This window comes from Pseudomonas sp. 8(2025) (assembly GCF_052665325.1).
The window spans coordinates 78,604-100,561 of record NZ_JBQOIE010000019.1 but is presented as its reverse complement, the minus strand read 5'-3'; the positions used below and the strand labels follow the sequence as shown (position 1 = coordinate 100,561).

The 21,958-nt window shown below is 59.7% G+C and carries 22 protein-coding genes and 2 tRNA genes; 13 read left to right on the top strand and 11 right to left on the bottom strand.

Going from position 1 to position 21,958, the window contains the following annotated elements:
* Positions 1-148 precede the first annotated feature (148 nt).
* A tRNA-Arg gene (locus tag ACUXVH_RS27825) sits at positions 149-225 on the top strand.
* Positions 226-645: 420 nt separating this feature from the next.
* On the top strand, positions 646-2,088 hold the full coding sequence (gene mgtE / locus ACUXVH_RS27820) for a magnesium transporter (RefSeq protein WP_011062760.1): 1,443 nt from the start codon (positions 646-648) through the stop codon (positions 2,086-2,088).
* 109 nt (positions 2,089-2,197) lie between these two features.
* On the opposite strand, the gene ACUXVH_RS27815 is transcribed toward mgtE, so the two are convergent.
* Positions 2,198-2,524, bottom strand: a complete 327-nt coding sequence (locus ACUXVH_RS27815; RefSeq protein ID WP_003204761.1) for an Arc family DNA-binding protein — start codon at positions 2,522-2,524, stop codon at positions 2,198-2,200.
* 379 nt (positions 2,525-2,903) lie between these two features.
* Between ACUXVH_RS27815 and phnN the strand changes: the two genes are divergently transcribed.
* Complete coding sequence (gene phnN / locus ACUXVH_RS27810; protein ID WP_015636675.1) at positions 2,904-3,485, top strand: phosphonate metabolism protein/1,5-bisphosphokinase (PRPP-forming) PhnN; 582 nt, start codon at positions 2,904-2,906, stop codon at positions 3,483-3,485.
* On the opposite strand, the gene ACUXVH_RS27805 is transcribed toward phnN, so the two are convergent.
* Together ACUXVH_RS27805 and ACUXVH_RS27800 are read right to left on the bottom strand one after the other, a co-directional pair.
* Positions 3,460-3,639, bottom strand: a complete 180-nt coding sequence (locus ACUXVH_RS27805) for a PA3371 family protein (RefSeq protein ID WP_041119533.1) — start codon at positions 3,637-3,639, stop codon at positions 3,460-3,462. The genes phnN and ACUXVH_RS27805 overlap by 26 nt on opposite strands.
* 23 nt (positions 3,640-3,662) lie before the next feature.
* Positions 3,663-4,061, bottom strand: coding sequence for a hypothetical protein (locus ACUXVH_RS27800; protein WP_255313444.1), 399 nt, complete (start codon positions 4,059-4,061; stop codon positions 3,663-3,665).
* 134 nt (positions 4,062-4,195) lie between these two features.
* On the opposite strand from ACUXVH_RS27800, the gene ACUXVH_RS27795 reads away from it, so the two are divergent.
* Positions 4,196-4,272 (top strand) — tRNA-Arg (locus ACUXVH_RS27795).
* A gap of 287 nt (positions 4,273-4,559) precedes the next feature.
* Here the strand turns inward: ACUXVH_RS27795 and ACUXVH_RS27790 are convergent.
* From ACUXVH_RS27790 to ACUXVH_RS27780, 3 genes are read right to left on the bottom strand one after another with little or no spacing between them, the layout of a single operon-like run.
* The gene (locus tag ACUXVH_RS27790; RefSeq protein ID WP_015636673.1) at positions 4,560-5,219 is read right to left on the bottom strand and encodes a DUF1266 domain-containing protein; all 660 of its coding nucleotides are present in this window, start codon (positions 5,217-5,219) and stop codon (positions 4,560-4,562) included.
* A gap of 7 nt (positions 5,220-5,226) precedes the next feature.
* Positions 5,227-6,468, bottom strand: a complete 1,242-nt coding sequence (locus ACUXVH_RS27785; protein ID WP_053159805.1) for a hypothetical protein — start codon at positions 6,466-6,468, stop codon at positions 5,227-5,229.
* Positions 6,459-8,786, bottom strand: coding sequence for a hypothetical protein (locus tag ACUXVH_RS27780; protein ID WP_065365407.1), 2,328 nt, complete (start codon positions 8,784-8,786; stop codon positions 6,459-6,461). Before ACUXVH_RS27780 ends, ACUXVH_RS27785 begins: the two co-directional genes overlap by 10 nt.
* A 538-nt stretch (positions 8,787-9,324) precedes the next feature.
* Here ACUXVH_RS27780 and ACUXVH_RS27775 point away from each other — a divergent pair.
* Positions 9,325-10,929, top strand: coding sequence for a tetratricopeptide repeat-containing response regulator (locus ACUXVH_RS27775; RefSeq protein ID WP_065365408.1), 1,605 nt, complete (start codon positions 9,325-9,327; stop codon positions 10,927-10,929).
* Positions 10,926-11,615, top strand: a complete 690-nt coding sequence (locus ACUXVH_RS27770; RefSeq protein ID WP_011062753.1) for a sensor histidine kinase — start codon at positions 10,926-10,928, stop codon at positions 11,613-11,615. Before ACUXVH_RS27775 ends, ACUXVH_RS27770 begins: the two co-directional genes overlap by 4 nt.
* Here the strand turns inward: ACUXVH_RS27770 and ACUXVH_RS27765 are convergent.
* Positions 11,603-12,547: a LysR family transcriptional regulator gene (locus tag ACUXVH_RS27765; RefSeq protein ID WP_065365409.1), complete on the bottom strand. Its 945-nt coding sequence runs from the start codon at positions 12,545-12,547 to the stop codon at positions 11,603-11,605. The two genes, ACUXVH_RS27770 and ACUXVH_RS27765, sit on opposite strands and share 13 nt — an antisense overlap.
* A 319-nt stretch (positions 12,548-12,866) precedes the next feature.
* Between ACUXVH_RS27765 and ACUXVH_RS27760 the strand changes: the two genes are divergently transcribed.
* Together ACUXVH_RS27760 and ACUXVH_RS27755 are read left to right on the top strand one after the other, a co-directional pair.
* Positions 12,867-14,108, top strand: coding sequence for a glutamine synthetase family protein (locus tag ACUXVH_RS27760; RefSeq protein WP_169892267.1), 1,242 nt, complete (start codon positions 12,867-12,869; stop codon positions 14,106-14,108).
* A gap of 72 nt (positions 14,109-14,180) precedes the next feature.
* Complete coding sequence (locus ACUXVH_RS27755; RefSeq protein WP_019092800.1) at positions 14,181-15,554, top strand: MFS transporter; 1,374 nt, start codon at positions 14,181-14,183, stop codon at positions 15,552-15,554.
* A 59-nt stretch (positions 15,555-15,613) separates the two neighbouring features.
* On the opposite strand, the gene ACUXVH_RS27750 is transcribed toward ACUXVH_RS27755, so the two are convergent.
* The 4 genes from ACUXVH_RS27750 to flgA all read right to left on the bottom strand — a co-directional run bounded on the left by ACUXVH_RS27750 (position 15,614) and on the right by flgA (position 18,203).
* On the bottom strand, positions 15,614-16,360 hold the full coding sequence (locus ACUXVH_RS27750) for a flagellar brake protein (RefSeq protein WP_011062749.1): 747 nt from the start codon (positions 16,358-16,360) through the stop codon (positions 15,614-15,616).
* A gap of 96 nt (positions 16,361-16,456) precedes the next feature.
* Positions 16,457-16,924, bottom strand: coding sequence for a flagella synthesis protein FlgN (locus tag ACUXVH_RS27745; protein ID WP_011062748.1), 468 nt, complete (start codon positions 16,922-16,924; stop codon positions 16,457-16,459).
* Between the two features lie 48 nt (positions 16,925-16,972).
* The gene (gene flgM / locus ACUXVH_RS27740; protein WP_011062747.1) at positions 16,973-17,290 is read right to left on the bottom strand and encodes a flagellar biosynthesis anti-sigma factor FlgM; all 318 of its coding nucleotides are present in this window, start codon (positions 17,288-17,290) and stop codon (positions 16,973-16,975) included.
* 151 nt (positions 17,291-17,441) lie between these two features.
* Positions 17,442-18,203 (bottom strand): flagellar basal body P-ring formation chaperone FlgA, encoded by a 762-nt coding sequence (gene flgA / locus ACUXVH_RS27735; RefSeq protein ID WP_011062746.1) that lies wholly within the window; start codon positions 18,201-18,203, stop codon positions 17,442-17,444.
* 75 nt (positions 18,204-18,278) lie between these two features.
* On the opposite strand from flgA, the gene ACUXVH_RS27730 reads away from it, so the two are divergent.
* From ACUXVH_RS27730 to flgD, 5 genes are all read left to right on the top strand, one after another.
* Positions 18,279-19,211 carry a chemotaxis protein CheV gene (locus ACUXVH_RS27730; RefSeq protein WP_011062745.1) on the top strand — a complete coding sequence of 311 codons (933 nt, stop codon included), beginning with the start codon at positions 18,279-18,281 and terminating at the stop codon, positions 19,209-19,211.
* Positions 19,212-19,254: 43 nt separating this feature from the next.
* Positions 19,255-20,082, top strand: coding sequence for a protein-glutamate O-methyltransferase CheR (cheR, locus tag ACUXVH_RS27725; RefSeq protein ID WP_011062744.1), 828 nt, complete (start codon positions 19,255-19,257; stop codon positions 20,080-20,082).
* Positions 20,083-20,333: 251 nt separating this feature from the next.
* On the top strand, positions 20,334-20,741 hold the full coding sequence (gene flgB, locus ACUXVH_RS27720) for a flagellar basal body rod protein FlgB (RefSeq protein WP_011062743.1): 408 nt from the start codon (positions 20,334-20,336) through the stop codon (positions 20,739-20,741).
* Positions 20,742-20,744: 3 nt separating this feature from the next.
* A complete protein-coding gene (gene flgC / locus ACUXVH_RS27715) occupies positions 20,745-21,188 on the top strand; it encodes a flagellar basal body rod protein FlgC (protein WP_011062742.1) in 444 nt (147 codons plus the stop codon).
* Between the two features lie 15 nt (positions 21,189-21,203).
* The gene (gene flgD / locus ACUXVH_RS27710; RefSeq protein WP_011062741.1) at positions 21,204-21,932 is read left to right on the top strand and encodes a flagellar hook assembly protein FlgD; all 729 of its coding nucleotides are present in this window, start codon (positions 21,204-21,206) and stop codon (positions 21,930-21,932) included.
* The last annotated feature ends 26 nt before the right edge of the window (positions 21,933-21,958 follow it).

Sequence of the window (21,958 nt, the reverse complement as noted above, 5' to 3'; positions counted from 1 at the left end):
CACTCGTAGCTCAGCTGGATAGAGTACTCGGCTACGAACCGAGCGGTCACAGGTTCGAATCCTGTCGAGTGCACCATTTAAGAGTTAGTTACAGTTATGTAGTTAACTTGGCTTCAACCAGTTGTGGTCTGGTCTAAAAACACAAAATGCACTCGTAGCTCAGCTGGATAGAGTACTCGGCTACGAACCGAGCGGTCACAGGTTCGAATCCTGTCGAGTGCACCATACATCAGGAAGCCCGCATCGAAAGATGCGGGCTTTTTGCTTTCTGCCTTTTTATCCTCCTTTATCTCTTTTGCCCTCCTGGGCTGGAACGGCTTTGCCCGGCGGAAGTCGAATGCAATGCCTGTGAGCCTGTCTCTCCGACTTTTTTCCTGTGCTGTGTGTTTTCTTTTTCTGTCGAGGCGTCGCAGTCTCATAGATTCGGACGTTGCTCAGCTTTATGCCGCAAGCGCTTGTTCTTGCCGCGATTTTTTAACGTTTAAAACCGTCAAGCGGTGTATGATTGCGCCCGTCAGCCCCGCCGGGGCTTGTGGAATACCTCCATGGACTTACCCAGTAGTTACTCAGTATCCCGTTTTAACAATCATGAACTGACTGATTGATCCTTCCGGCGTGCTCCTCTGCTGGGAGTGGAGTTCGCCTATGACCGAAGTAGAAGTAAAGAAAACGCAGGAAAGCCTGCAAGACCGCCTGGCTCAAGTCGTTGAACTGCTGCAGCGCCAGCGAGTAGTTGAAGACCTGACGCACCGTCAGGAAGGCCATCATCATGACCGGGTCGAGAACCTGGTCCATCGGCAGAACCTCGTCGAGTTGCAACGCAAGCTCGATGATCTGCACTCTGCTGACGTCGCCTACATCCTTGAAGCCTTGCCTCTGGAAGAGCGTCTGACCGTCTGGCAGTTGGTCAAGGCCGAGCGTGACGGCGACATCCTCCTCGAAGTATCCGATTCCGTACGTGAAACCCTGATCGCCGACATGGACGATCACGAGCTCCTGGCTGCCGCCAAGGAGATGGACGCTGACGAACTTGCTGACCTGGCCCCCGAGCTGCCGCGAGACGTCGTCCATGAGCTGATGGAGGCTCTCGACGGCCAGCAGCGTGAGCGCGTTCGCTCCGCGCTGTCCTATGACGAGGAGCAGGTCGGTGCGCTGATGGACTTCGAGATGGTGACCATCCGCGAGGATGTCAGCCTGGAAGTGGTCCTGCGTTATCTGCGTCGCCTGAAAGAATTGCCAAGCCACACCGACAAACTGTTCGTGGTGGACTACGACGGCGTGCTCAAAGGGGTGCTGCCGATCAAGCGTCTGCTGGTCAATGACCCGGACAAGCAGGTCGCCGAGGTCATGGCCAGTGATCCGGTGAGTTTTCACCCGGATGAAGACGCCTACGACGCGGCTCAGGCGTTTGAGCGTTATGACCTGATTTCGGCCCCTGTGGTCGACAAGAACGACAAGTTGATCGGCCGTTTGACCATCGACGAAATGGTCGACCTGATTCGTGAAGAAAGTGAGACCGAAGTCCTCAACATGGCCGGTCTGCGGGAAGAGGAAGACATCTTCGCCTCGGTCTGGAAATCCCTGCGCAACCGTTGGGCCTGGCTGGCGATCAATCTGATTACCGCGTTTGTCGCGTCCCGGGTGATTGGGTTGTTCGAGGGCTCGATTGAAAAGCTGGTGGCTTTGGCGGCCCTGATGCCCATCGTTGCGGGTATCGGTGGCAACTCGGGTAATCAGACTATCACCATGATTGTCCGGGCAATGGCCCTGGACCAGGTGAGCACTGGCAACACCTCGCGCTTGATGCGTAAAGAGCTGGCCGTAGCCCTGATCAATGGCCTGGTCTGGGGTGGGGTGATCGGTGTCGTGGCGTACATGCTCTACGGGAGCTGGTCGCTGGGGGTGGTCATGACCGCTGCCATGACCTTGAACCTGCTGCTGGCGGCGCTGATGGGGGTTCTGATCCCCATGACCCTGGCGCGCCTGGGGCGTGATCCGGCGATGGGCGCTAGCGTGATGATCACCGCCATGACTGACAGTGGCGGCTTTTTCATCTTTCTCGGCCTGGCGACCATTTTCCTGCTTTGAGCCGTTCTTCCCTGTTGGTTACCGACGAAGCGCCTAAATGGCGCTTCGCTGCTTTTGGCGGGGCAAAAAAAAGCCAGCGACTAGGCTGGCTTGAGCTTGCGAGATGCAATCAGGTGGCGTCTGCGGCCATTTCAGCGTCATGGGCGATCAGCGAAACCAAAGCGTTTTGCTGGCGATGTGAGAGTTGGCGGAAACGTTGAAGCAGTTCGCGCTCATGCAAGGACAGTTCGGGGCTGTCCAGGCGCATGCTCAGCTCTTCACCCAAGGCGCCTTCCTGAATAAGACTCTGTTCCAGGCGCGCGATGATTTCGGAGTTCATGCTGCGGTGATGATTGCGAGCCACCTCGGCAATGCGTTCACGCATCCCGTCGGGTAGACGTACGACGAACTTGTCAGCCGTACGGCTGGAATAAATTGCCTGTTTCAATGGGCGCATATATTTAACCGGTTAGTTCAGGGGGAGCGGTTCTCGGAATTGGCCGCGGGCTGTCTTTTAGGACAAGCCTGAATGCCAAATGTTCAACCTGAATTGTTAAGAGGCCCGCATCATGCCTCAAAATTGCCAGATCCTTGGCGTCAATTCTGTGACAAATATTGAACTGGATAAAGGCGTTATGCCAGCACCAATTATCAGAAATGCGGACTGGTTTGAAAAGTTCGTCGGGTCCGCGTTGCTGGCCGCATTCTCCCATCCTGCGGGAGTGTCAGTGCACCGACGAAGGTGCATGCTATGCGGGTGAAAGTGTAATCCCTACCTGTCAGAGGATAGTGGCAAATGGCCGATTTACTAGTTGTGCTCTGCGGAGCAGCCACCCATGCCGGGTAGGTTGATCTACTTGATGGGGCCTTCAGGGGCCGGCAAGGATAGCCTGATTGATGCGGCCCGGCAGCCTTTAAGTGCGTTGGGCTGTGAAGTGGCAAGAAGGGTGATCACGCGCTCTGCCGAGTCGGTGGGAGAGGAGGCGATTGAGGTCACCGCCGAGGAGTTCGCGGGACGAGTAGGCCGGGGGGATTTCGCTTTGTTCTGGCAGGCCAATGGCCTGGGTTATGGGATTCCCGTGGTGATCGATAGCTGGTTGGCGCAGGGGCGCAATGTCCTGGTCAACGGGTCCAGAGGCTATCTATCCAGGGCGCGAGCTCGGTATCCCGATCTGATTCCGATAGTTCTGACGGTTGATAACGAAGTATTACGCCGTCGCTTGCTGCGTCGGGCCAGGGAAAGCCTGCCGGAGATAGAAGAGCGCCTGCAGCGTAATGAACAGTTTGCCCATGCCGGCTGGCTGGATGAGGAGGGAGTGGTTCGCCTGGATAATTCTGCCGAATTGCAGGTTACCTTGAGGCGCCTCTTAGGCATATTGCAAGAGCACGGTATCAGCGCAATACAGGGTCGAACTTGATCTTGCGGCCAGCCAGCAGTGCCAGCAGAAACAGGCCGAACAGTGAGCCGCTGATGATCAGTGGCGCGCTGCCCAGAGGTTCTTCAGGCAGGAACACAGCGGCAATGGCGCTGAGTAGCGTCAGAACAAGCAGGCTTTTGGCGGCGGTGGACATAAATGGCTCCTGTAGTCTCGGTCTCAAAATACCCAGCGTTCAGTGGGTGCGGCGCCTGGCTGTTGCGAGGCTTTTCCCTGGGTAACCCGGGTCACTGAGCCAGGCTCAATCTGGGTGTTCATGACTGCCAGCTGGGGTGCCAGGCGTTGCTGGTAATGGGCGAAGGATGACCCGCCAGGGGCAGCGTCATCTGCAGGTTGAAAGTGAAAGGCCGCCAATACGGCAATGGCAATCGCATTCAAGAGCAACAGAGCGCTATTCATGGGCGGCATCTCCTCAGTGTTTATCCACTGAATAAGCAGCCTGCGTGCCAAGAGTTTACCTGGCGATAAAGTCTTTAAAAACAATATGTTGAGCTGATTTTTAAAGTCTCTTGAATTGCATTTTGCAATGATGGCTTTTTGCAGTGATGCAATTTGCACGACGCGGCATCGAAGCCACGGGGCGAGCCTGATGCTTCCTGCAAAAAGCCCTATGGATCACATGACAAATGCGGCCTTGGCCGTTAACATGCACGCCGTCCTCCAAGCCGTGCCGCAATGGCGCTCGCTGTTTTGTCTCAGTAGCTCAATTGGATAGAGCATCCCCCTCCTAAGGGGAAGGTTGGCAGTTCGAACCTGCCCTGGGACACCATATAATTCGTATCTTTCTGGGCTGATCCCTGCGCGGTTGATCTGTTCTTGGACCCCGGAGCGAAAGAATAAAGAAAAGCCCCACCGGGCGATCCTCGGGCGGGGCTTTTTTGTTTTCGTCTATCCGAGGGGCACGTTAAACAACGGGCTCTTTTTCTTGTATTGGTGACAGCCTGACCAGCGTGGGGCTACGTGCTTGTGAATAGGGCCACAGTGAGTGTTTTTGATGGCCTGCAAGGATTCACGTTGTTTTGCTGATCTGGCTGTTTGTCGCCAGGGCCAGAAATATCAATCCGCTACCGGACAGAGTGCCGGCAATCCCTTCCAGTCGACGCTTGCCCACACTCCGCTGCCGGGTGCAAGCAACTGGCTCAGCTTCGCTTCATTGAATGAAGTTCCCAGCGAATCGGCCCTGAATGCGGCTATCCATTGCTGGCGGCCCAGCATGAAGGCCTTGCCGAAGTCTTCCCAATCGTTGAAGCAGTCCTGGGCCCGCTGGGCGTTGAGCAGCATGATGCGCCACCCTGTTTCAGGTTCGAGCCAGCTCATCAACATGGCGCAACGGACAAAAAATGCGCTGCGCACGCAGGCGAAGGCCATGGCTGCTCGCGGGTCGTCGCTGGGATTCAGGCCATGCAGGTCAATACGAAACCACTGGCGCTCCAGGGTGCCATTGAGGTGGGCGCAGACTTCGTCGTCGGTGGCGTTGCTGCGAAAACCGATCTGGTGCAGCAACGAGGCCCGCAGGGTGCTTTTCGCCTGATCCATGAAGTGGGTGGTATCGGGGTCGTAGAAACCGGTCATTCCGGTGGCATCGACCATGGGTTGCGCCAGTGTCAGTGCCCAACGCTTACGTGGTGTGAATACCACCAGGGATGTTCCCGACGGGCGGCGAAAGTGACGCCAGCCCAGCCAGGCGCCGAATAGCACGACAATTACCGTCATCATCTGCGTATTACCTGCTTCTGTTTTGCCATGTGCTGATTTCTTCGGCCAGGGATGGGGACATATCTGACCAGGGCACGCCTTCGGTCCGATACTGCGGGTCCTCGGCCTGACGTGGTGGCAAGGGGGTTTTCTTGAAGATGTGGCGGGTGGCGTACTTGACGGTCGGCGCCTGGGGCGCGACCTCCAGCAGCAGGTCGGACTGGCGTGCCGCGACCAGCCATTCGACCATGGCCGAAGGGGCTTCCAGCCGTCGGAACAACTGTGGGTAACGGGCCACCAGACGGGTCTGGGTTTGAGGGTCGCTGACTTCTTCGATACGCAGCCAACCCGCCTCGGTACGTACTATGCCGATGGCAATGCAGTCGGCCGGGGTCTGTTGGTCGGTACCCAGGGTGTTGAGAAAGCGCAGCAGGTCGTGGAAATAACGTTCGACGGGCGGGCGGTTCTGCTTGCCTTTGACCTGCTCCACCGTCAGTGCACCGTCGTCCTGGATGATCAGGCTGACGGTGATGTGGGGTTGGCCTTGAGCATCGCGCAGGCTGAACACGCGCATGCCCTGTTGTTCCACCGCTTCGGCGTAACGCTCGCCGTAGCCGCCGGTCAGGGCCCGACGGTCGGCGAACTGCCCGAGGCAATGGCGCATCACGTAGCTTTCAAAAGCCATCTCGGCCCGCAACAGCGGGCTTTGCGGGCGCAGTTCGACCCAGGTGTGCTCGGCACAGGTAAGGGTCACGGTCAGGGCTTGGGCAGAGCTCTGGCGCCATCCCTGGTCGACCCGGGCCGCCATTTGTGCATGCTCCCTTTCCCACAATGCCAGCGCTTGCGGGCAAGTGATGCGATCCAGCTTGCCCTCAAGAGCCGTGCCTTTGCGTGAGGTCAGGAACTCCACCAGTTGGGCTTCCTGGTGCAGCAGCTGCGGCTCCTGCGGGTCGATCCAGACCAGGGGCGCCAGGGCTTTGGCGGGGTCTTCGGATTGCGCCTTGGCAGCGCGCTCGAAATAGCCGTTCACCCAGGCCGGCACCGAGTCGCTACCCAGGGCCGTACAGGCGTCATCCAGGGACTGGATGCGTCGTGCCGGTTCGAAGTTGCCTACCAGATGGCGATAGAAGTGGTTCAACAGCCAACCCTGCACTGCTTGCTCGTCCCTGCGCTGCTGGCTGCGCTGGGTGATACCGCGTTTCTGTTCATCGGCATTGAGCAGGTTGCGCGGGGCGTAGCTGGGGCTGCGCTTGTCGGCGCTTACTTCCATATCTGCCACCAGTTTTTCTTGCCGGCCGGTTGAGCCGGGGCTTGCAGCTCGCTCAGGATTTGCTCGATCCGGGCACGGCACCGGATGTCGTAGTCATCGTCCGGGGCACACAGGGCCAGGGTGCGTGCGCAGTAGTCAATGGCTTCGGCGGCGCGCCCCCGGGCCTTGAGGAAGTCCACCGAGGCGGACATGACCGAGACCTCGTTCAGGGACAGTACCGCCGGCTGGTAACGCTGCCAGAGGCTGTCGGCGTTGTCCGGATGGGCATGGGCCAGGTAGCGTGCGACCTGGATCCGGGCAAACAGCGCCGAGCTGTCCAGTTGCTGATCGCTGACGCCTTGCTCTTCCTGCCACTTGAGCAGGCGTTCGAGCCAGATGAGGATCTCATTGTCGCGATCGAGCTTGTACAGGGCGTACGCCACCGAGGCTACGTATTCATCCGGGTTGTGGCGGCTGTAGCCGAACTCGGCCGAATAATGCCAAAGCTGTTCCGCAGCATCGATAATGCCGGGCAGATCCTCCAGGCTGATACGCGCACTGAGCAGCCCGTTGTAGTGTTCGGCGAACGGGCTGGCGGCGATGCCCCGTGTATGCAGTTCGATGGCGTCTTCGTAGCGAATCGGGTTGTAGTAGCGGTAGTTGATCGCCAGGTTGTTGCAGAGCATGGAATACAGGTGCGCGCAGGCATCGTACGGGTGGCCGCTGCCGCTGGCGAAATAGCGCTCCATATGGGCCTGGCCCTGCTCGTAGGCATCTCTCTGGGCTTCGCGCAGCAACGCATAGGCCTGGTCCCGGGCGTCCGGGGGCAGTTTGTCGGCTTCTGCTTCGGCCAGGTCTTCAATGCCCAGTGCGTAGTTGTAGGCGTGCTTGCCGCAGGACAGGACGGGCTTGGGCGCTTTGAGTGCCTCGATAATCCCCTGGCTGTTGATCCGAGCGGCAAACAGCGAAAACGCACTGCGGTTGTCTTGCATGCGGCCTGCCTGGATGGCGGTTTGCAGCAGGCTGACTTCAGTGGCCGCATCGATCAGGCCGTGCTCAGCGTCATGCACGGCTGCCAGGCGGGTGATCCAGGGGTGATCGGGCGCACGACGCACCGCTTCTGCACGAGCTTCGGTATACAGCGCGTCGCCAGCTTGCAGGTCCTCCATGGCCAGGGAGAGGGCGGCCAGCAGTGGCGTGGTGGCAGACTCGCTGGTTTCGATACTTGGCAGTGCTTGCAGGAAGCTCTGCAGCACTTCCTCGGTGATACAGGCACGCATCACGCAAATCGGCCACCAGGCACTGCGCTCATCAGGGTCCTGCAGGCGATCGAGTACCAGGCGGGCGGTGGCTGGCCATAGCTCGGTTTGCCGGTCATAGACATCGATGAATGCGCGAAATCCGGCTTCGTCGATGCGGCCAGCTTCCATCAGCCAGGGCAATTCGTATTCGATGAAGTTGTTGCCTCCGTCGGAATCCAGGCTCAGGGCCGCGGCATTGCAGATCTTCAGGGCGCCGGCCAGGTCGCCCTGGGCGTGCAGGGCGCGGGCCGCCAAGCGTGCAGTGCGCACTTCCCATTCGCGGCGCTGGGGCTGGGAGCGGCCAGCGGTCAGTTGCGCGATGGGTTGCTCGAACAGTGCCAGGCGCAGCGGAATGATCTCGATCAGCGAGTTGCCCAACCACAGCCAGTCGCCTTCATCGATATCCTGGTCCGGGCCGGCGGTACGTACGGCGTTGACCGCCTCCAGGGCTGCACTACGGGCCTCTTCATTGCGGTCGTGGTAGGCCAGGACTCGGGCGCGGCGCTGATACTGATCGGCGGCATCCCAGGCACGCAGGGCCGCGCGGGCAGGGTTGCCCAAGGTCAGGGCGTAGCGCACTTCGATGGTTTTCAGTGCTATTTCACAACTAGCGCGTTCCAGATCGTCGAAGATCCGATAGCGGCGGTAATGCTCGACATTGAAATCCAGGGTTTGCGTGGCCATCTGTTCGAGCTGTCCGAGCACTTCGATCAGGGTTGGCTCGTCATCGAGGTAGTTGGCGACCCGCAGGCGCAGGATAGCCAGGTTCATCATCAGCTCGGCGCGGGCCGACTCTGGGGCGGCTTGTACAAGAGCGTCGCCATCCCGATCGATGACGGCCCGGGCTGCCGCTGAATCACCGGCCTGCATCCACAGGGTGTGCAGGCGGTCGATGGACGCCAGGGAGTCGGCCTGCAGCGGTTGTGCCTGCAACTGAGCCAGCAGGGCATCGGTTTCCTGTTCTTGCTGTTGCGCCTCCAGGCGGTCCATGAACTGTTCCAGTTCAATGCCGGTTATCGCACTGCTGTTATGCGCCATCGTTAACTCCATTTGATAATGACCTGCGCATCACGTGATGCACTGCCTGGCAGACCGGCACTTCCTCGTCGTTGGTACCTCCGTGGGGTGTCATGCCGATCCTTCGACACCCGGGTCGCAAGCCTGAGACGCTTGCGACTGATGGACCCTTTATTGCGCGGCAGACCCTCTGCGATGCAGGGGCATTTCCGGCCAGAAACGATCGAGGCTGTGAGGCGCAGCACGCTATCAGGTGATGTTTCAGAATCCAAGGTTTCAGCGTGCAAACGGGCCTCTTTTACGGCCGAGTACACGGGCTGGTCGAGACTTGTGCAATCCGCGGTGAAATGCCGCCCGTCGGCTATAAGGGAATGCGTAATCCGGCCGATAACCTCAGTGGACAATTGTGTTCCCAAGTGGCGGCCTGGATCACAGTCCGACCGGAAAGTGCTTGATAGCCCGTGGCCAGCAGCTATTATCTGCGCGCCAAAAACAGGCTGCGAAGCCGGGTGGGTCCTGCTGTCTTTGGATTGATCTTCTTACTTGCCTGGAATCTTCGATGCTGGCGTACCACCAAAAGAGCTTTTTGATCGTCGATGATTTCTCGGACTTCCGCAGTTCGGTGCGTTCGATGCTGCGTGAGCTGGGCGTCAAGGATGTAGACACCGCCGACACTGGCGAGCAGGCCCTGCGCATGTGCGCGCAGAAGCGCTACGACTTCATCCTCCAGGACTATCACCTGGGCGACGGCAAGAAAAACGGCCAGCAGGTGCTCGAAGACCTGATGCTGGAAAAGCTCATCAGCCATGAGAGCGTGTTCCTCATGGTCACCGCCGAGAGCAGCCAGGCCATGGTGCTCAGTGCCCTGGAGCATGAGCCCGATGCCTACCTGACCAAGCCTTTCAACCGCTCCGGTCTGGCCCAGCGCCTGGAGCGCCTGCAGCAGCGCAAGACGTTGCTCAAACCCATTCTCCAGGCCCTTGACCGGGGCAAGCCGGTGGAGGTGCTCAACGCCTGCATCGCCCTGTGCAAGCAGGACCCGCGTTATGCGCCGTTGTGCCTGCGCTACCGCGCCGATGCCCTGCGCGACATGCATCAGAACGAGGCCCTGGAGCGCCTGTACAACAGCATCCTGGCGGACCGGCCGCTGCCCTGGGCCTACGTCGGGTTGGGGCGCCTGCTGTTCAAGCGCGGGCAGGTTGGCGAGGCCAAGGCGGTTTATGAAAAGGCCTTGAAGGCCTTTCCGATGATGCCGGGCCTCTACGACGGGCTGGCAGAGGTGCTGGTAGCCGAAGGCGATACCCAGCGGGCCCAGAACGTGCTGGAAGAGGCGGTGCGCCTTTCTCCCCTGGCCGTGCGGCGCCAGGCATTGCTGGGCAAGCTGGCCATGGCCAACGAAGACTTTGACAGCGCCTCCCGGGCCTATCGCCAAGCGGTGTCCCAGGGCGCGCAGTCGCGTTTCAAGGACCCGGAAAACAACCTCGGGCTGGCCCATGCCCTGATCAGCAAGGGCAGCGAGAGGGGCCTGGACACGCGCACCCGGCTGGAAATCAACCAGACCCTGAGTGCGGTGGCCAAGGAGAATCCCACTGACCCGGGCCTGCAGATTCGCGCGCGGCTGATGAAGGCCACGAGTCTGTTGCTCAATGATGCCGAGACCGCGGAAAAACTCACCGAGCAGGCGTTGCTGCGCCTGGACGGCATGGAGCAGTTCATGAGCCCCGAAGCGGCGCTGCTGGTGGCCAAGCAACTGCAGATGCTGGGGCAGGCCAGTGCCGGTGCTTCGATGCTCAAGAACTGTGCGGAGATCTATGGTGATGATCCGAAGGTCATGCAGAACATCGCCAAGCTGACCGACGACCCGACTATCCTCAGTTCTTCCAATGCCGCCGCCGATATCAACCGTCAGGGCGTGCGCAGCTACAAGGGCGGCAACCTCGCGGAAGCGCGGGAGTTGTTCCGCAAGGCCCTGGCCATGCAACCGAAGAACATCAGTATTGCCCTGAACATGGCCCAGTCGCTGCTGCACGGCGCCGACGCCAATCCGGACGCGGCACTCCTGGAAGAATGCCGGGCGTGCCTTAAATTGGTGGGCATGATGCCCGATACCGACGCGCGTTATCCGCGCTATCAGAAGCTGCGAAGCAAGGCGTTTGGCCAATGATCGAAAAGCAACAGGCGCTCGACTTTTCCACGGTGATCGCCTCCACCGTACATGACATGAAGAACTCCCTGGCCATGCTGATGCAGGCTCACGCCCAGTGGCTGGCGCGCTTGCCCGAGCAGCAGAATGCGCCAGAGCAGGGGGTGATCGACTATCAGTTCGCCCACCTCAACGGCATGCTGGTGCAACTGCTGGGGCTGTACAAGCTGGGGATCAACCAGCTGCCGTTGCAGCCGGCCTACCACGAACTGGATGACTTCATCGAAGCGCAACTGGTGAGCCACCAGGACGTGTTCAAGAGCCGTGGCATTTCCGCCGCCTATGAAGTCGATCCGCTGAGCCCCCTGGGGTTCTTCGATCGTGAGCTGATCGCCTCGGTATTGGCCAATTGCATCAACAATTCCATTCGCCATGCACGTCATGCCCTGCTGATCAGCGTCAGTGATGAGGAAGGGCAGGTGGTGCTGTCCATCAACGACGATGGCGAAGGCTATCCCCAAGGGATGATCGAGCGTCAGGCCGACTATGTGCAGGGCATCAATCAAAGCAGCGGCAGCACCGGGCTGGGCCTGTACTTTGCCGGGCGCATTGCCGAATTGCATCAGCGCAATGGCGTGTGCGGCCACACCCGGATCAGCAACGGCGGCCCATTGGGCGGCGGGTTGTTCAAGCTCTACTTGCCCTGAGCCGCGAGTGGTTGAAGGTGTGCCTCGCCCAGTTGCCGCCCGGCCAGGGCCAGGCATTCCAGAAAGGTTGCCAGTGCGACCTTGGGTTCCTGGCCCTGGCGGGTGATGCAGTGAAAGTGCGAGCGGTAGGCCAGGCGCTCGGGTAGCAAGGCGCGCAGTTGGCCCTTGGCCACCCAGGCCGCCGCATAGTGGCTGGGCAGGTAACCCAGGTAGGTGCCGGAGAAAATCAGCGTGGCGATGGCCTCCATGGCGTAGGCGCTGACGCTCTGGTTGAAGTGCAGGTCATGGGGGCGCTGGTGCTCTGCCATGTAGCCCCGGCTCACATAGTCGGCGGCGCAGATCTCTTCCAGGGTCAGTGTTTCGTCGGTGCGCGGGAACAGCGGATGGCCGTGGGCGCAGTAGAGGTTCTGTTCCTCCTCGAACAGGTGCTGATAGTGCAACCCCGACAGTTGATGGTGGAAAGCGCCGATGGCCAGGTGCAGGCGTTCGTCGAGCACGGCCTGTTCCAGTTCGTCGGGGCGCATCAGGTGCAGGTTCGGCCGTACCTGGGGCAGGCGCCGGCGCAGATGGCCCAGGGCCAGGGACAGGGGGGCATAGGGCAGGCTGATCAGGCTGTCGACACTGCCGATCTGCAACTGCTCGCGGGTGATGGGGCCGAGGCGGTTGGCGTGCTGGCGAAAGCGCTCGATGTCGGCGAACAGCAACTGTGCTGCCTCGAACAGCTCCTGGCCCTGATCGGTCAGCTGAAATCCGCTGCTACCGCGCCTGCACAGGGAGTAGCCCAGGCGCTCCTCAAGGTCGCGGACCACCACGCTCAGTCGCGACAGGCTGGTGTTGAGCCGTGCCTGGGCTGCGGTGAACCCGCCGGCATCAACGATGGCGCAGAACACCCGCAGCATCCGCAAATCAATATCGGCAAGGCTTCCCAGCATGGGCGCTCCCTCAAGTTGGCGTAGGCGACGTGCCGAGCCTACTCCCTTGTCCTGATTGATGGACACCATGGACCTGTAACAAGGCTGGCGGCCTGCTTGCCCCGCCAGTGGGGGCAGGGCCGGGGATTTTACTCGCGCCTGCTTGAAATCCTGAACGGGTGGTGCGTATTTTGTACGGGTCGCCGTTCGCGGCTCGTATAACAACAAGGATTGAGTCATGACAACCGATGGCCACAGTTCACTCGCCGAGCGATTGACGGGCATTGATGAGATCGAATGTGTCACCGCGGATCTCAATGGCGTGCCGCGGGGCAAGGTAATGACCGCCGAGGGGTTCCTCGAAGGGCGGCGCTTGCAGATGGCGCGGGGGGTGCTGCTGCAATGCATCATGGGCGGTTATCCGCCAGCACGTTTCTACGGCAGCGACGACGGCGACCTGGCGCTCAATGCCGACCCCCGGCAGATCCACCGCCTGCCCTGGAGCGAAACGCCCAGAGCGCTGGCCATCTGTGACGCCGATGAGCTCAGCGGCGAGAGTTCGCGGCTCTCCACTCGTGGGCAGCTCAAGCAGGTAATCGCCCGTTATGCCGCCCTGGGCCTGGCGCCGGTGGTGGCCACCGAACTCGAGTTCTTCGTGTTCGCGGCCAATGACGATCCAGCGCAGCCCTTCCGGCCGCCGGTCGGTCTGGATGGGCGACGGGAGGAAGGCTATTCGGCGTTCAGCGTGAGTTCCAACAATGGTCTGCGACCATTCTTCAAGGAGGTCTACGAAGGCATGGCCGCCCTGGGCCTGCCCCGCGATACCTTCATGCACGAGATGGGCGTCAGCCAGTTCGAAATCAACCTGTTGCACGGTGACCCGCTGTTGTTGGCGGACCAGACCTTCCTGTTCAAGCACCTGCTCAAGGAGGTGGCGCTCAAGCACGGCCTGATCGTGGTCTGCATGGCCAAGCCCTTGGCTCACACGCCGGGCAGCTCGATGCATATACACCAGAGCCTGGTGGAGATGGGTAACGGCCGTAACGTTTTCAGTGACGACGCCGGGCAACCTACGGCGATGTTCCGGCATTTCATTGGCGGCCTGCAGGCCGGCCTCGCCGACTTCACCGCCTTGTTCGCCCCCAATGTGAACTCCTATCAGCGCTTGTGTCATCCTTACGCTTCGCCGAACAATGCGTGTTGGTCCCACGACAACCGGGCCGCTGGCCTGCGGATTCCGGCCAGTTCACCGGTGGCGCGACGGGTGGAAAATCGCCTGCCGGGGGCGGACGCCAATCCTTATCTGGCGATCGCCGCGAGCCTGGCAGCAGGTTTGCATGGCATCGAGAACGAGTTGGAGCCAACCGCTGCCATCCAGGGTGAGTTCGAAGTGCCGGACAATCTTTCGTTGCCCTGTACCTTGCATGCGGCCCTGGAGCGTCTGAAACGTAGCCAGTTGGCCAGGGAACTGTTCGGCAACGAGTTCATCGAAGGCTACATCGCTTCGAAGACCATGGAGTTGACCAGTTTCTTTGATGAAATTACTCCCTGGGAACGGCGTGTGTTAGCGGCCCAGGCATAACCGAACCGTCGCTGGTCGGGCCCTGGTTTGCCGGGGCTCGGTACCTCATTCAAGGAGCCGCTCGGAACGCCGATGCGCCAAATCTGGAAATCCTTTCGAGCGCTTTATTTCGCGTCGCTGATGATGCTGATCGGCTCTGGCCTGCTCAGCACTTATCTGGCCCTGCGCCTGGCCGCCGATCATGTCGACGGGCTATGGGTGGGGGCCTTGATGGCGGCCAACTATTTCGGCCTGGTTTTGGGGGGCAAGCTGGGGCACCGACTGATTGCCCGGGTCGGGCATATCCGTGCCTACGCCACCTGTGCCGGGATTGTCGGCGCGGCGGTGCTGGGCCACGGCCTGGTGGACTGGTTGCCGGCCTGGCTGGTGCTGCGGATGATCGTGGGCCTGGGGATGATGTGCCAGTACATGGTCATCGAAAGCTGGCTCAATGAGCAGGCCGACGCCAAGCAGCGCGGGCTGGTGTTCAGCGGCTACATGATTGCCTCTTACCTGGGCCTGGTGCTGGGGCAGTTGATACTGGTCATGCACCCGGCCCTGGGCCTGGAGCTGCTGATGCTGGTGGCGCTGTGCTTTGCCCTGTGCCTGGTGCCGGTGGCCATGACCCGGCGCATTCACCCGGCACCCTTGCGCCCTGCACCCATGGAGCCGCGCTTCTTTATCAAGCGTGTACCGCAATCGCTGAGCACGGTACTGGGTTCGGGGCTGATCGTCGGTTCGTTCTACGGTCTGGCGCCGCTCTATGCCTCGCAACAGGGCTTGAGCACCGAGCAGGTGGGTCTGTTCATGGGTAGCTGCATTTTCGCCGGGCTGGTGGTGCAGTGGCCGCTGGGCTGGCTGTCCGACCGCTATGACCGGGCGCTGCTGATCCGCTGTTTCGCCTTGTTCCTGGCGGTGGTGGCCCTGCCCCTGGCGATCCTGCCTTCGGTGCCGCTGGAGGTCCTGTTTGTTCTGGGCTTCCTGTGTTCCCTGGTGCAGTTCTGTCTCTATCCACTGGCGGTGGCGTTCTCCAATGACCATGTGGAAGGGGATCGACGGGTCTCGCTGACGGCGATGCTGCTGGTGACCTATGGCGTGGGTGCGAGTATTGGTCCTTTGGCGGCAGGGGTGCTGATGAAGTTGTTCGGTAGCCAAATGCTCTACGCCTTCTTCAGTTTCTTTGCCCTGGTGCTGGTCTGGCGGATTCGGCCGAAGGCCGTGACCAATCTGCATCAGGTCGACGATGCGCCACTGCATCACGTGGCGATGCCGGACAGCATGTCCAGTTCACCGTTGGTGGCGGCTCTGGACCCGCGGGTTGACGAACAGGTGGTTCAGGACCAGATGCAGAGCGCGCCCGCGCCGGAAGCTGCGCCTGATGAACCTGCAGCGGATACCCCGCAGGCTGCGGATGAACCGCCTGCCGAGGAATGCGCCCGGGAACACCTCAGCGGGGCCAGGCCTTAGGCGCAAAAAAAACGGGCAGTTGCCGCAAGGCACTGCCCGTTTTCATTGATGCCTTTGAGTCAGAGGTCGTCTTTATCGAAGCGCCGCGCTTCACGCTGCAGTTGATAGACGAAGCGTTCGACCTGGCGCTGTACCAGGCCGCTCATGTTGTGGAAGCGTACGCCGGCAAAGGTGGTGTCGATGCGTTCTTCGTGGTGCAGGTAACGCAGTTCCACCGGGGCCGTCATGCTGCCGAAGGGCAGGGCGGCGATAAAGCGCTCGTAAACCTGGCCCAGTTGCAGGCGTGAGGAAATATCGCCGTCGAAACGCAATTTGCAGCCGGTGGCGGAAATGTCCAGCAGCTTGCCGCTGAGGGGCGATTTGAGTTTTTCGCCGCTCAGTTCGATGTCTACCAGTTGTGCTAGCTTCAGGGCGGCACGAAAGGCGTTGCGGCGCTGGTGGTAGACCACTTCGTCCGGCAGGGTGGTGCGATAGCAGCGGCCGCCGTTGGATTCGTCGAGGGTGGGCAAGCCGTTGCTTTCCCAGGCGATGCGTACGCCTTCATGAAAGCCTTCAACGCGAAACGGTTCACCTGCGAGCAGGAAGCGTTCACCGTCGCGGGGAATCATTTCGTCGAGGGCGATCATGTTGCTATCGCGGTCCACTTCCACCAGATAGCTTTGGAAGCGCTGGCTACGCTCGTGGAAAGTGATGATCAGCGGGTCATGGCTCTCTTGCAGCAACCGCAGGTTGGAAGAGATCTCCAACGCAGTGGTGAGCACCTTGGGTGGCTGCGGAGTATCTTCCGCATTTGAGGCGTTGAACACGGTTCATCAATCTCCAGACAAAATACAACTACACGCAGGAGCCAGCATTTTGCCAGCATGTTTCACGGCTTGGTAGCGCGCGCTCATTTTTTGGGTTTAAGCCTGACTGAGTGGGCGTGGCTTCGCAAGCATTGAGGTAGAGCCGCGGGCGTCGTATAGGGCAGGAGGTTCGCCACCATTGAGGATTTTCAGCTGGTTGGCGGTGGTGGCCTGTTGGATCTGGATCGAGCGACCATTGAGCTCGTTGGCAGCTTGGCACTCGGCAAGCAATTGGGTCAGGACATTGCTCTGTTCGAGCAATTGCGCGCCCAGGCTGGAGTGGCTGGCCAGTTGCTCGAGCCCCTCGCGGTTGGTCGGCAGGTTCAGGCTGGCAAGAATTTGCGTGCGCTTACGGCCATGCTGTTCCAGCAAGATGACCAAGGCTTGCTTCTGCGCCAGGATATCTTCCAGCAGCGGCATGTCGCGGCCGTGGAGGGCGATAGACTCGGCGCGTAGCAGCTCCAGCAAGTGTTGCGCTGGAGCAAGGTCATCGTTGATCAATTGCAGTAGGTTGGTGTCGTGCATGGCTGGCCTTGGGGATTAAGCGTCCAAAAGCCTGGCGCAAGCCTGGGGCTAGCGCTGGGCTTCGAAGTTAAGCAGTTTGCTGGCTACGCGGTTGCTGTCGACCTTATAGCTGCCATCGGCAATCGCTTGCTTCAACTCGGCCACCCGGGCTTTGTCGACGGCAGGCTGATCACGCAGCTTGTCAGTGACTTTCTGCAACTGTTGAGCCTCATTGCTCAGGTGTACCGATTCCCCGCTTTTGCTGGTCTCGGCGGCGGTTGTCAGCGGCGTGGATTTGCCGGCATCACCGGTTTCCTTGCTGGTGCTGGTACGCGTACTGCCTGTCAGTGAAGGGGAGCTGTTTAAACGGCTGAAGTCGATGACCATGATGAAGTAAACCTCTGGGTATTTGGACGCTTGCCATGTTTTCGGCCATACCCTGAAAAACTTTAGGCTCGATTGTCGACAAACCAGGTCAGGTATCTGCGACCCTTTATCGGCCACAGTTTAGGGAACGCACGGGTTGAGCGCCAGCTATCTACATGGCCACTTCCACTTGCCCTGGCGCCGTGATGCGGGCCTTGATCACTCGTTGCGAATTGAGATTCTTGACCCGGATCTGTTCGCTCATGCCGCCGTTGGACAGCGCCTCGCCCGGCATCCGTACATTCAACGTGCCGCTGCGTGCCGATATCACCACTTGATCGCCCTTGCGCACGACTTCCGCCTGCTCCAGATGGGCCAGGGTAACGAGCTGGTCGGCGACCATTGGTCGGACAAGTTTCTGACCAATGGCTTGGTCCACTGAGGTGAGGTAGCCCTGATTGTTCTGGCTGATGTCCCGTTCGCGCAGCACCACGTCTTCCGGTTCGATGATGCCGGCGCGCTTGAGCGGGCGTGCAGTGGTGACCACCTCGCGAAACAGCTTGACCTGCGCCGGCACGAATACCGTCCATGGCGAGGCGCCTTCGCAGCGCACTTTGACGGTGACCCGCCCCAGCGGTTGGGCCGGACTTTCCAGGTTGGCTGTCAATTCCTTGTCGCAATTGGGCATGCGCATGCGCGGGTCCAGCTGGTTGACCTGGATTTCATAGCGACCTTCCGTTTGACTGGTGGCCAGGTAGTCTTCTACCGTGAATTCAAGAAACCCTTGAGTGACGCCGATAAGAAGATCAGGCAGGGTGACCGAATCAGCAACGGCAGGGTTGCCGGGGTTTAAAATGCACAGAGCCGACAGCCCGCACAGCAAAGTGCGGTAGCGGGATGTCAGGCGTCGGAAAAATGTCGTTTTGGCGTTCATAACAGTTAAAAAGCAAGCGCCGTGCCGTTTAGCAATGAGCGTGCGTCGGATCTTAAAGCTTTGGGGAGTCTGGGCATGGCTGGTGTAATGGATTCGGTGAACCAGCGCACGCAATTGGTTGGGCAGAATCGACTAGAGTTGTTGCTGTTCCGTCTGGACGGTGGACAGCTCTACGGGATCAACGTATTCAAGGTTCGCGAGGTGCTGCAATGCCCTAAGCTGACCCTGATGCCCAAATCCAGTCCTGTGGTGTGCGGTGTCGCGAATATACGAGGGGCAACCATTCCGATCCTGGATCTGGCAATGGCCACGGGTTCTGGTGGCCTGCAGGACCAGAGCAATCCGTTCGTCATCATCACTGAGTACAACACCAAGACCCAGGGGTTCCTGGTGCGCTCGGTGGAGCGCATCGTCAACATGAACTGGGAAGAGATCCATCCGCCGCCCAAGGGGACCGGACGTGATCACTACCTGACGGCGGTCACTCGGGTGGACAACCAGTTGGTGGAAATCATCGACGTGGAGAAGATCCTGGCGGAAGTCGCGCCGACCTCGGAGGCGATCTCGGCAGGAGTGGTGGATGTCGAAACCCAGCACAAGGCTGTTTCCCTGCGGGTGCTGACCGTCGATGACTCGTCGGTGGCACGCAAGCAGGTCACCCGGTGCCTGCAAACCGTAGGTGTCGAGGTAGTGGCATTGAATGATGGCCGGCAAGCGTTGGATTACTTGCGCAAGCTGGTGGACGAGGGCAAGAAGCCGGAAGAGGAATTCCTCATGATGATTTCCGACATCGAAATGCCCGAAATGGACGGTTACACCCTCACGGCCGAGATACGTAATGATCCACGCATGCAAAAGCTGCATATCATCCTGCATACTTCGTTGTCAGGGGTGTTCAATCAGGCGATGGTGAAGAAGGTCGGTGCCGATGACTTCCTTGCCAAGTTCCGCCCTGATGACCTGGCATCCCGGGTAGTCGACCGGATCAAAGCAGCAGATCACAGCTAAGGGCACTCGCCCTGGCGGACATAAGATTTAAGAGGCGGCAGCATTGTCTACGGGTAATTTGGATTTTGAACAGTTCCGGGTCTTCCTGGAAAAAGCCTGTGGTATTTTGCTCGGGGAAAATAAGCAATATCTAGTCTCGAGCCGTCTCAACAAACTGATGGAGCAGCAAGGGATAAAAACCTTGGGTGAGCTGGTCCAGCGGATTCAGACCCAGCCCCGCAGTGGTTTGCGCGAGATGGTCGTGGATGCCATGACGACCAACGAAACCTTGTGGTTTCGCGACACCTACCCATTCGAGGTGTTGAAGAACAAGGTGCTTCCCGAAGCCATCAAGGCCAGTCCCAACCAGCGCTTGCGCATCTGGTCTGCGGCCTGTTCGTCGGGGCAGGAGCCCTACTCGCTGTCGATGTCCATCGATGAGTTCGAGCGTAGCAACATGGGGCAGTTGAAGATGGGGGTGCAGATCGTTGCCACTGATCTGTCCGGGACCATGCTGAACAACTGCAAGACCGGTGAATATGACAGCCTGGCAATTGGGCGTGGCCTGTCGGCCGAGCGCCTGCAGCGTTACTTCGACCCCAAGGGGCCGGGGCGCTGGGTGGTCAAGGCGCCGATCAAGAGCCGCGTGGAGTTCCGCTCGTTCAACTTGCTGGACAGCTACGCAAGTCTCGGCAAGTTCGACATCGTGTTCTGTCGCAATGTGTTGATCTACTTCTCGGCGGAGGTCAAGAAGGACATCCTGATGCGCATTCATAGCACCCTGAAGCCTGGCGGCTACCTGTTCCTGGGGGCTTCCGAAGCCCTCAATGGGCTGCCGGATCATTATCAGATGGTGCAATGCAGTCCGGGCATCATCTACCAGGCCAAGTAGCCAGCAGATCGTCGTACCGAAAAAGGAGGCCATTGGGCCTCCTTTTTTGTGCCTGCAATTATCTGGCGCGCCGGCTGAAAGCGGCAGGGTGGTTGCCGCTTTGCCGGTGTTTCGCGGAAATCCATTGCCGCTTTTCTGGCATTGCCGCCTTGCCGTCGCCGGCAAACCCTTGAAATACGGGGTTTGATGACTTGGCACGCAGCTTGCTATATCCGAGTTACGAAAAATCAGGTCACCCAAAGGTTTCCGCCATGAGCATCAGCTTCGATAAAGCGCTCGGTATCCACGAACAGGCCCTTGGCTTTCGCGCCAAGCGTGCCGAAGTTCTGGCCAACAACATCGCCAACGCCGATACCCCGAACTACAAGGCTCGGGACCTGGACTTCTCTGCTGTGCTTGCCGAGCAGAATCAGAAGGCCCAGAACGGTACCTTCGCGTTGAACATGACCAACAACCGGCATATCGAAGCCCAGGGCTTGAGCAGTGGTGATGAGTCGCTGCTGTATCGCACCCCGATGCAACCTTCGATCGACCAGAACACCGTGGACGCCCAGCTGGAGCAATCGAGCTACGCGCAGAACTCGGTGGATTTCCAGGCTAGCTTCACGCTGCTCAACAGCAAATTCAAAGGGCTGGTAGCAGCCCTGCGCGGAGAGTAATCCATGTCCCTCGCCAGTGTTTTCAATATTGCCGGTAGTGGCATGAGCGCCCAGACCACCCGTCTGAACACCGTCGCCAGTAACATCGCCAACGCCGAGAGCGTCTCGTCGAGCATCGACCAGACCTACCGCGCTCGTCACCCGGTGTTTGCCACCATGTTCCAGGGGGCGCAAAGCGGCGGCAGCGACTCGCTGTTCCAGAACCAGGACGCTGCCGGCCAGGGCGTGCAGGTACTGGGTGTGGTCGAAGACCAGAGCAACCTCGAAGCTCGTTACGAGCCGAACCATCCCGCCGCTGATGCCAAGGGTTATGTCTACTACCCCAACGTCAACGTGGTGGAAGAAATGGCCGACATGATTTCTGCCAGTCGTTCGTTCCAGACCAACGCTGAAATGATGAACACCGCCAAAACCATGATGCAGAAGGTCCTGACCCTGGGTCAGTGATAAGGGGCGAAGACCATGAGCGTTACTGATACCACCAACGCCCCATCCCTCAAGGATATCCTGGCGAATTCGTCGAAAACGACGAGCAATACCAGCGCCGACGGCCTGGCCGCGGCGACCAACAGCGCCACCGGCAAACAGAGCCTGGGCAAGGACGCATTCCTCAAGCTGCTGGTAACCCAGCTGAACAACCAGAACCCGCTGGATCCGCAGGACAACAGTGCGTTCGTTGCCCAGTTGGCGCAGTTCTCCACCCTGGAAGGCATCACCACCCTCAACTCCTCGGTGAATGCGATCACGGGTAACTACAAGTCTTCCCAGGCCTTGCAGGCTTCGTCGCTGGTGGGGCGCTCGGTCATCGTGCAGACCGGCACCACCCAGGTCGACACCAGCAAGAGCATGACCGGTTCGGTCACCGTGCCATCCAGCGTGAACTCGGTCACCGTGACCGTCACCGACAAGGACGGCAATACCGTCAAGACCATCGACATGGGCAGCCAGAAGGCCGGCAACGCCAGCTTTGTCTGGGACGGCACCAAGACTGACGGCACCAAGGCGGATCCGGGCAACTACACCTTCAAGGCCAGCACCACCATCGATGGCAAGGGCACTGATCTGATCACCTACCTGCCGGCCACGGTCAATAGCGTGACCATTAGCCAAACCGGCGGCGAGTTGATGTTGAACCTCGCCGGCATGAGCAGCCCGATTGCCCTGTCCAAAGTACAAACCATTGGTATCTAGAGCCGACTAACCGGCACAAGGAGTGG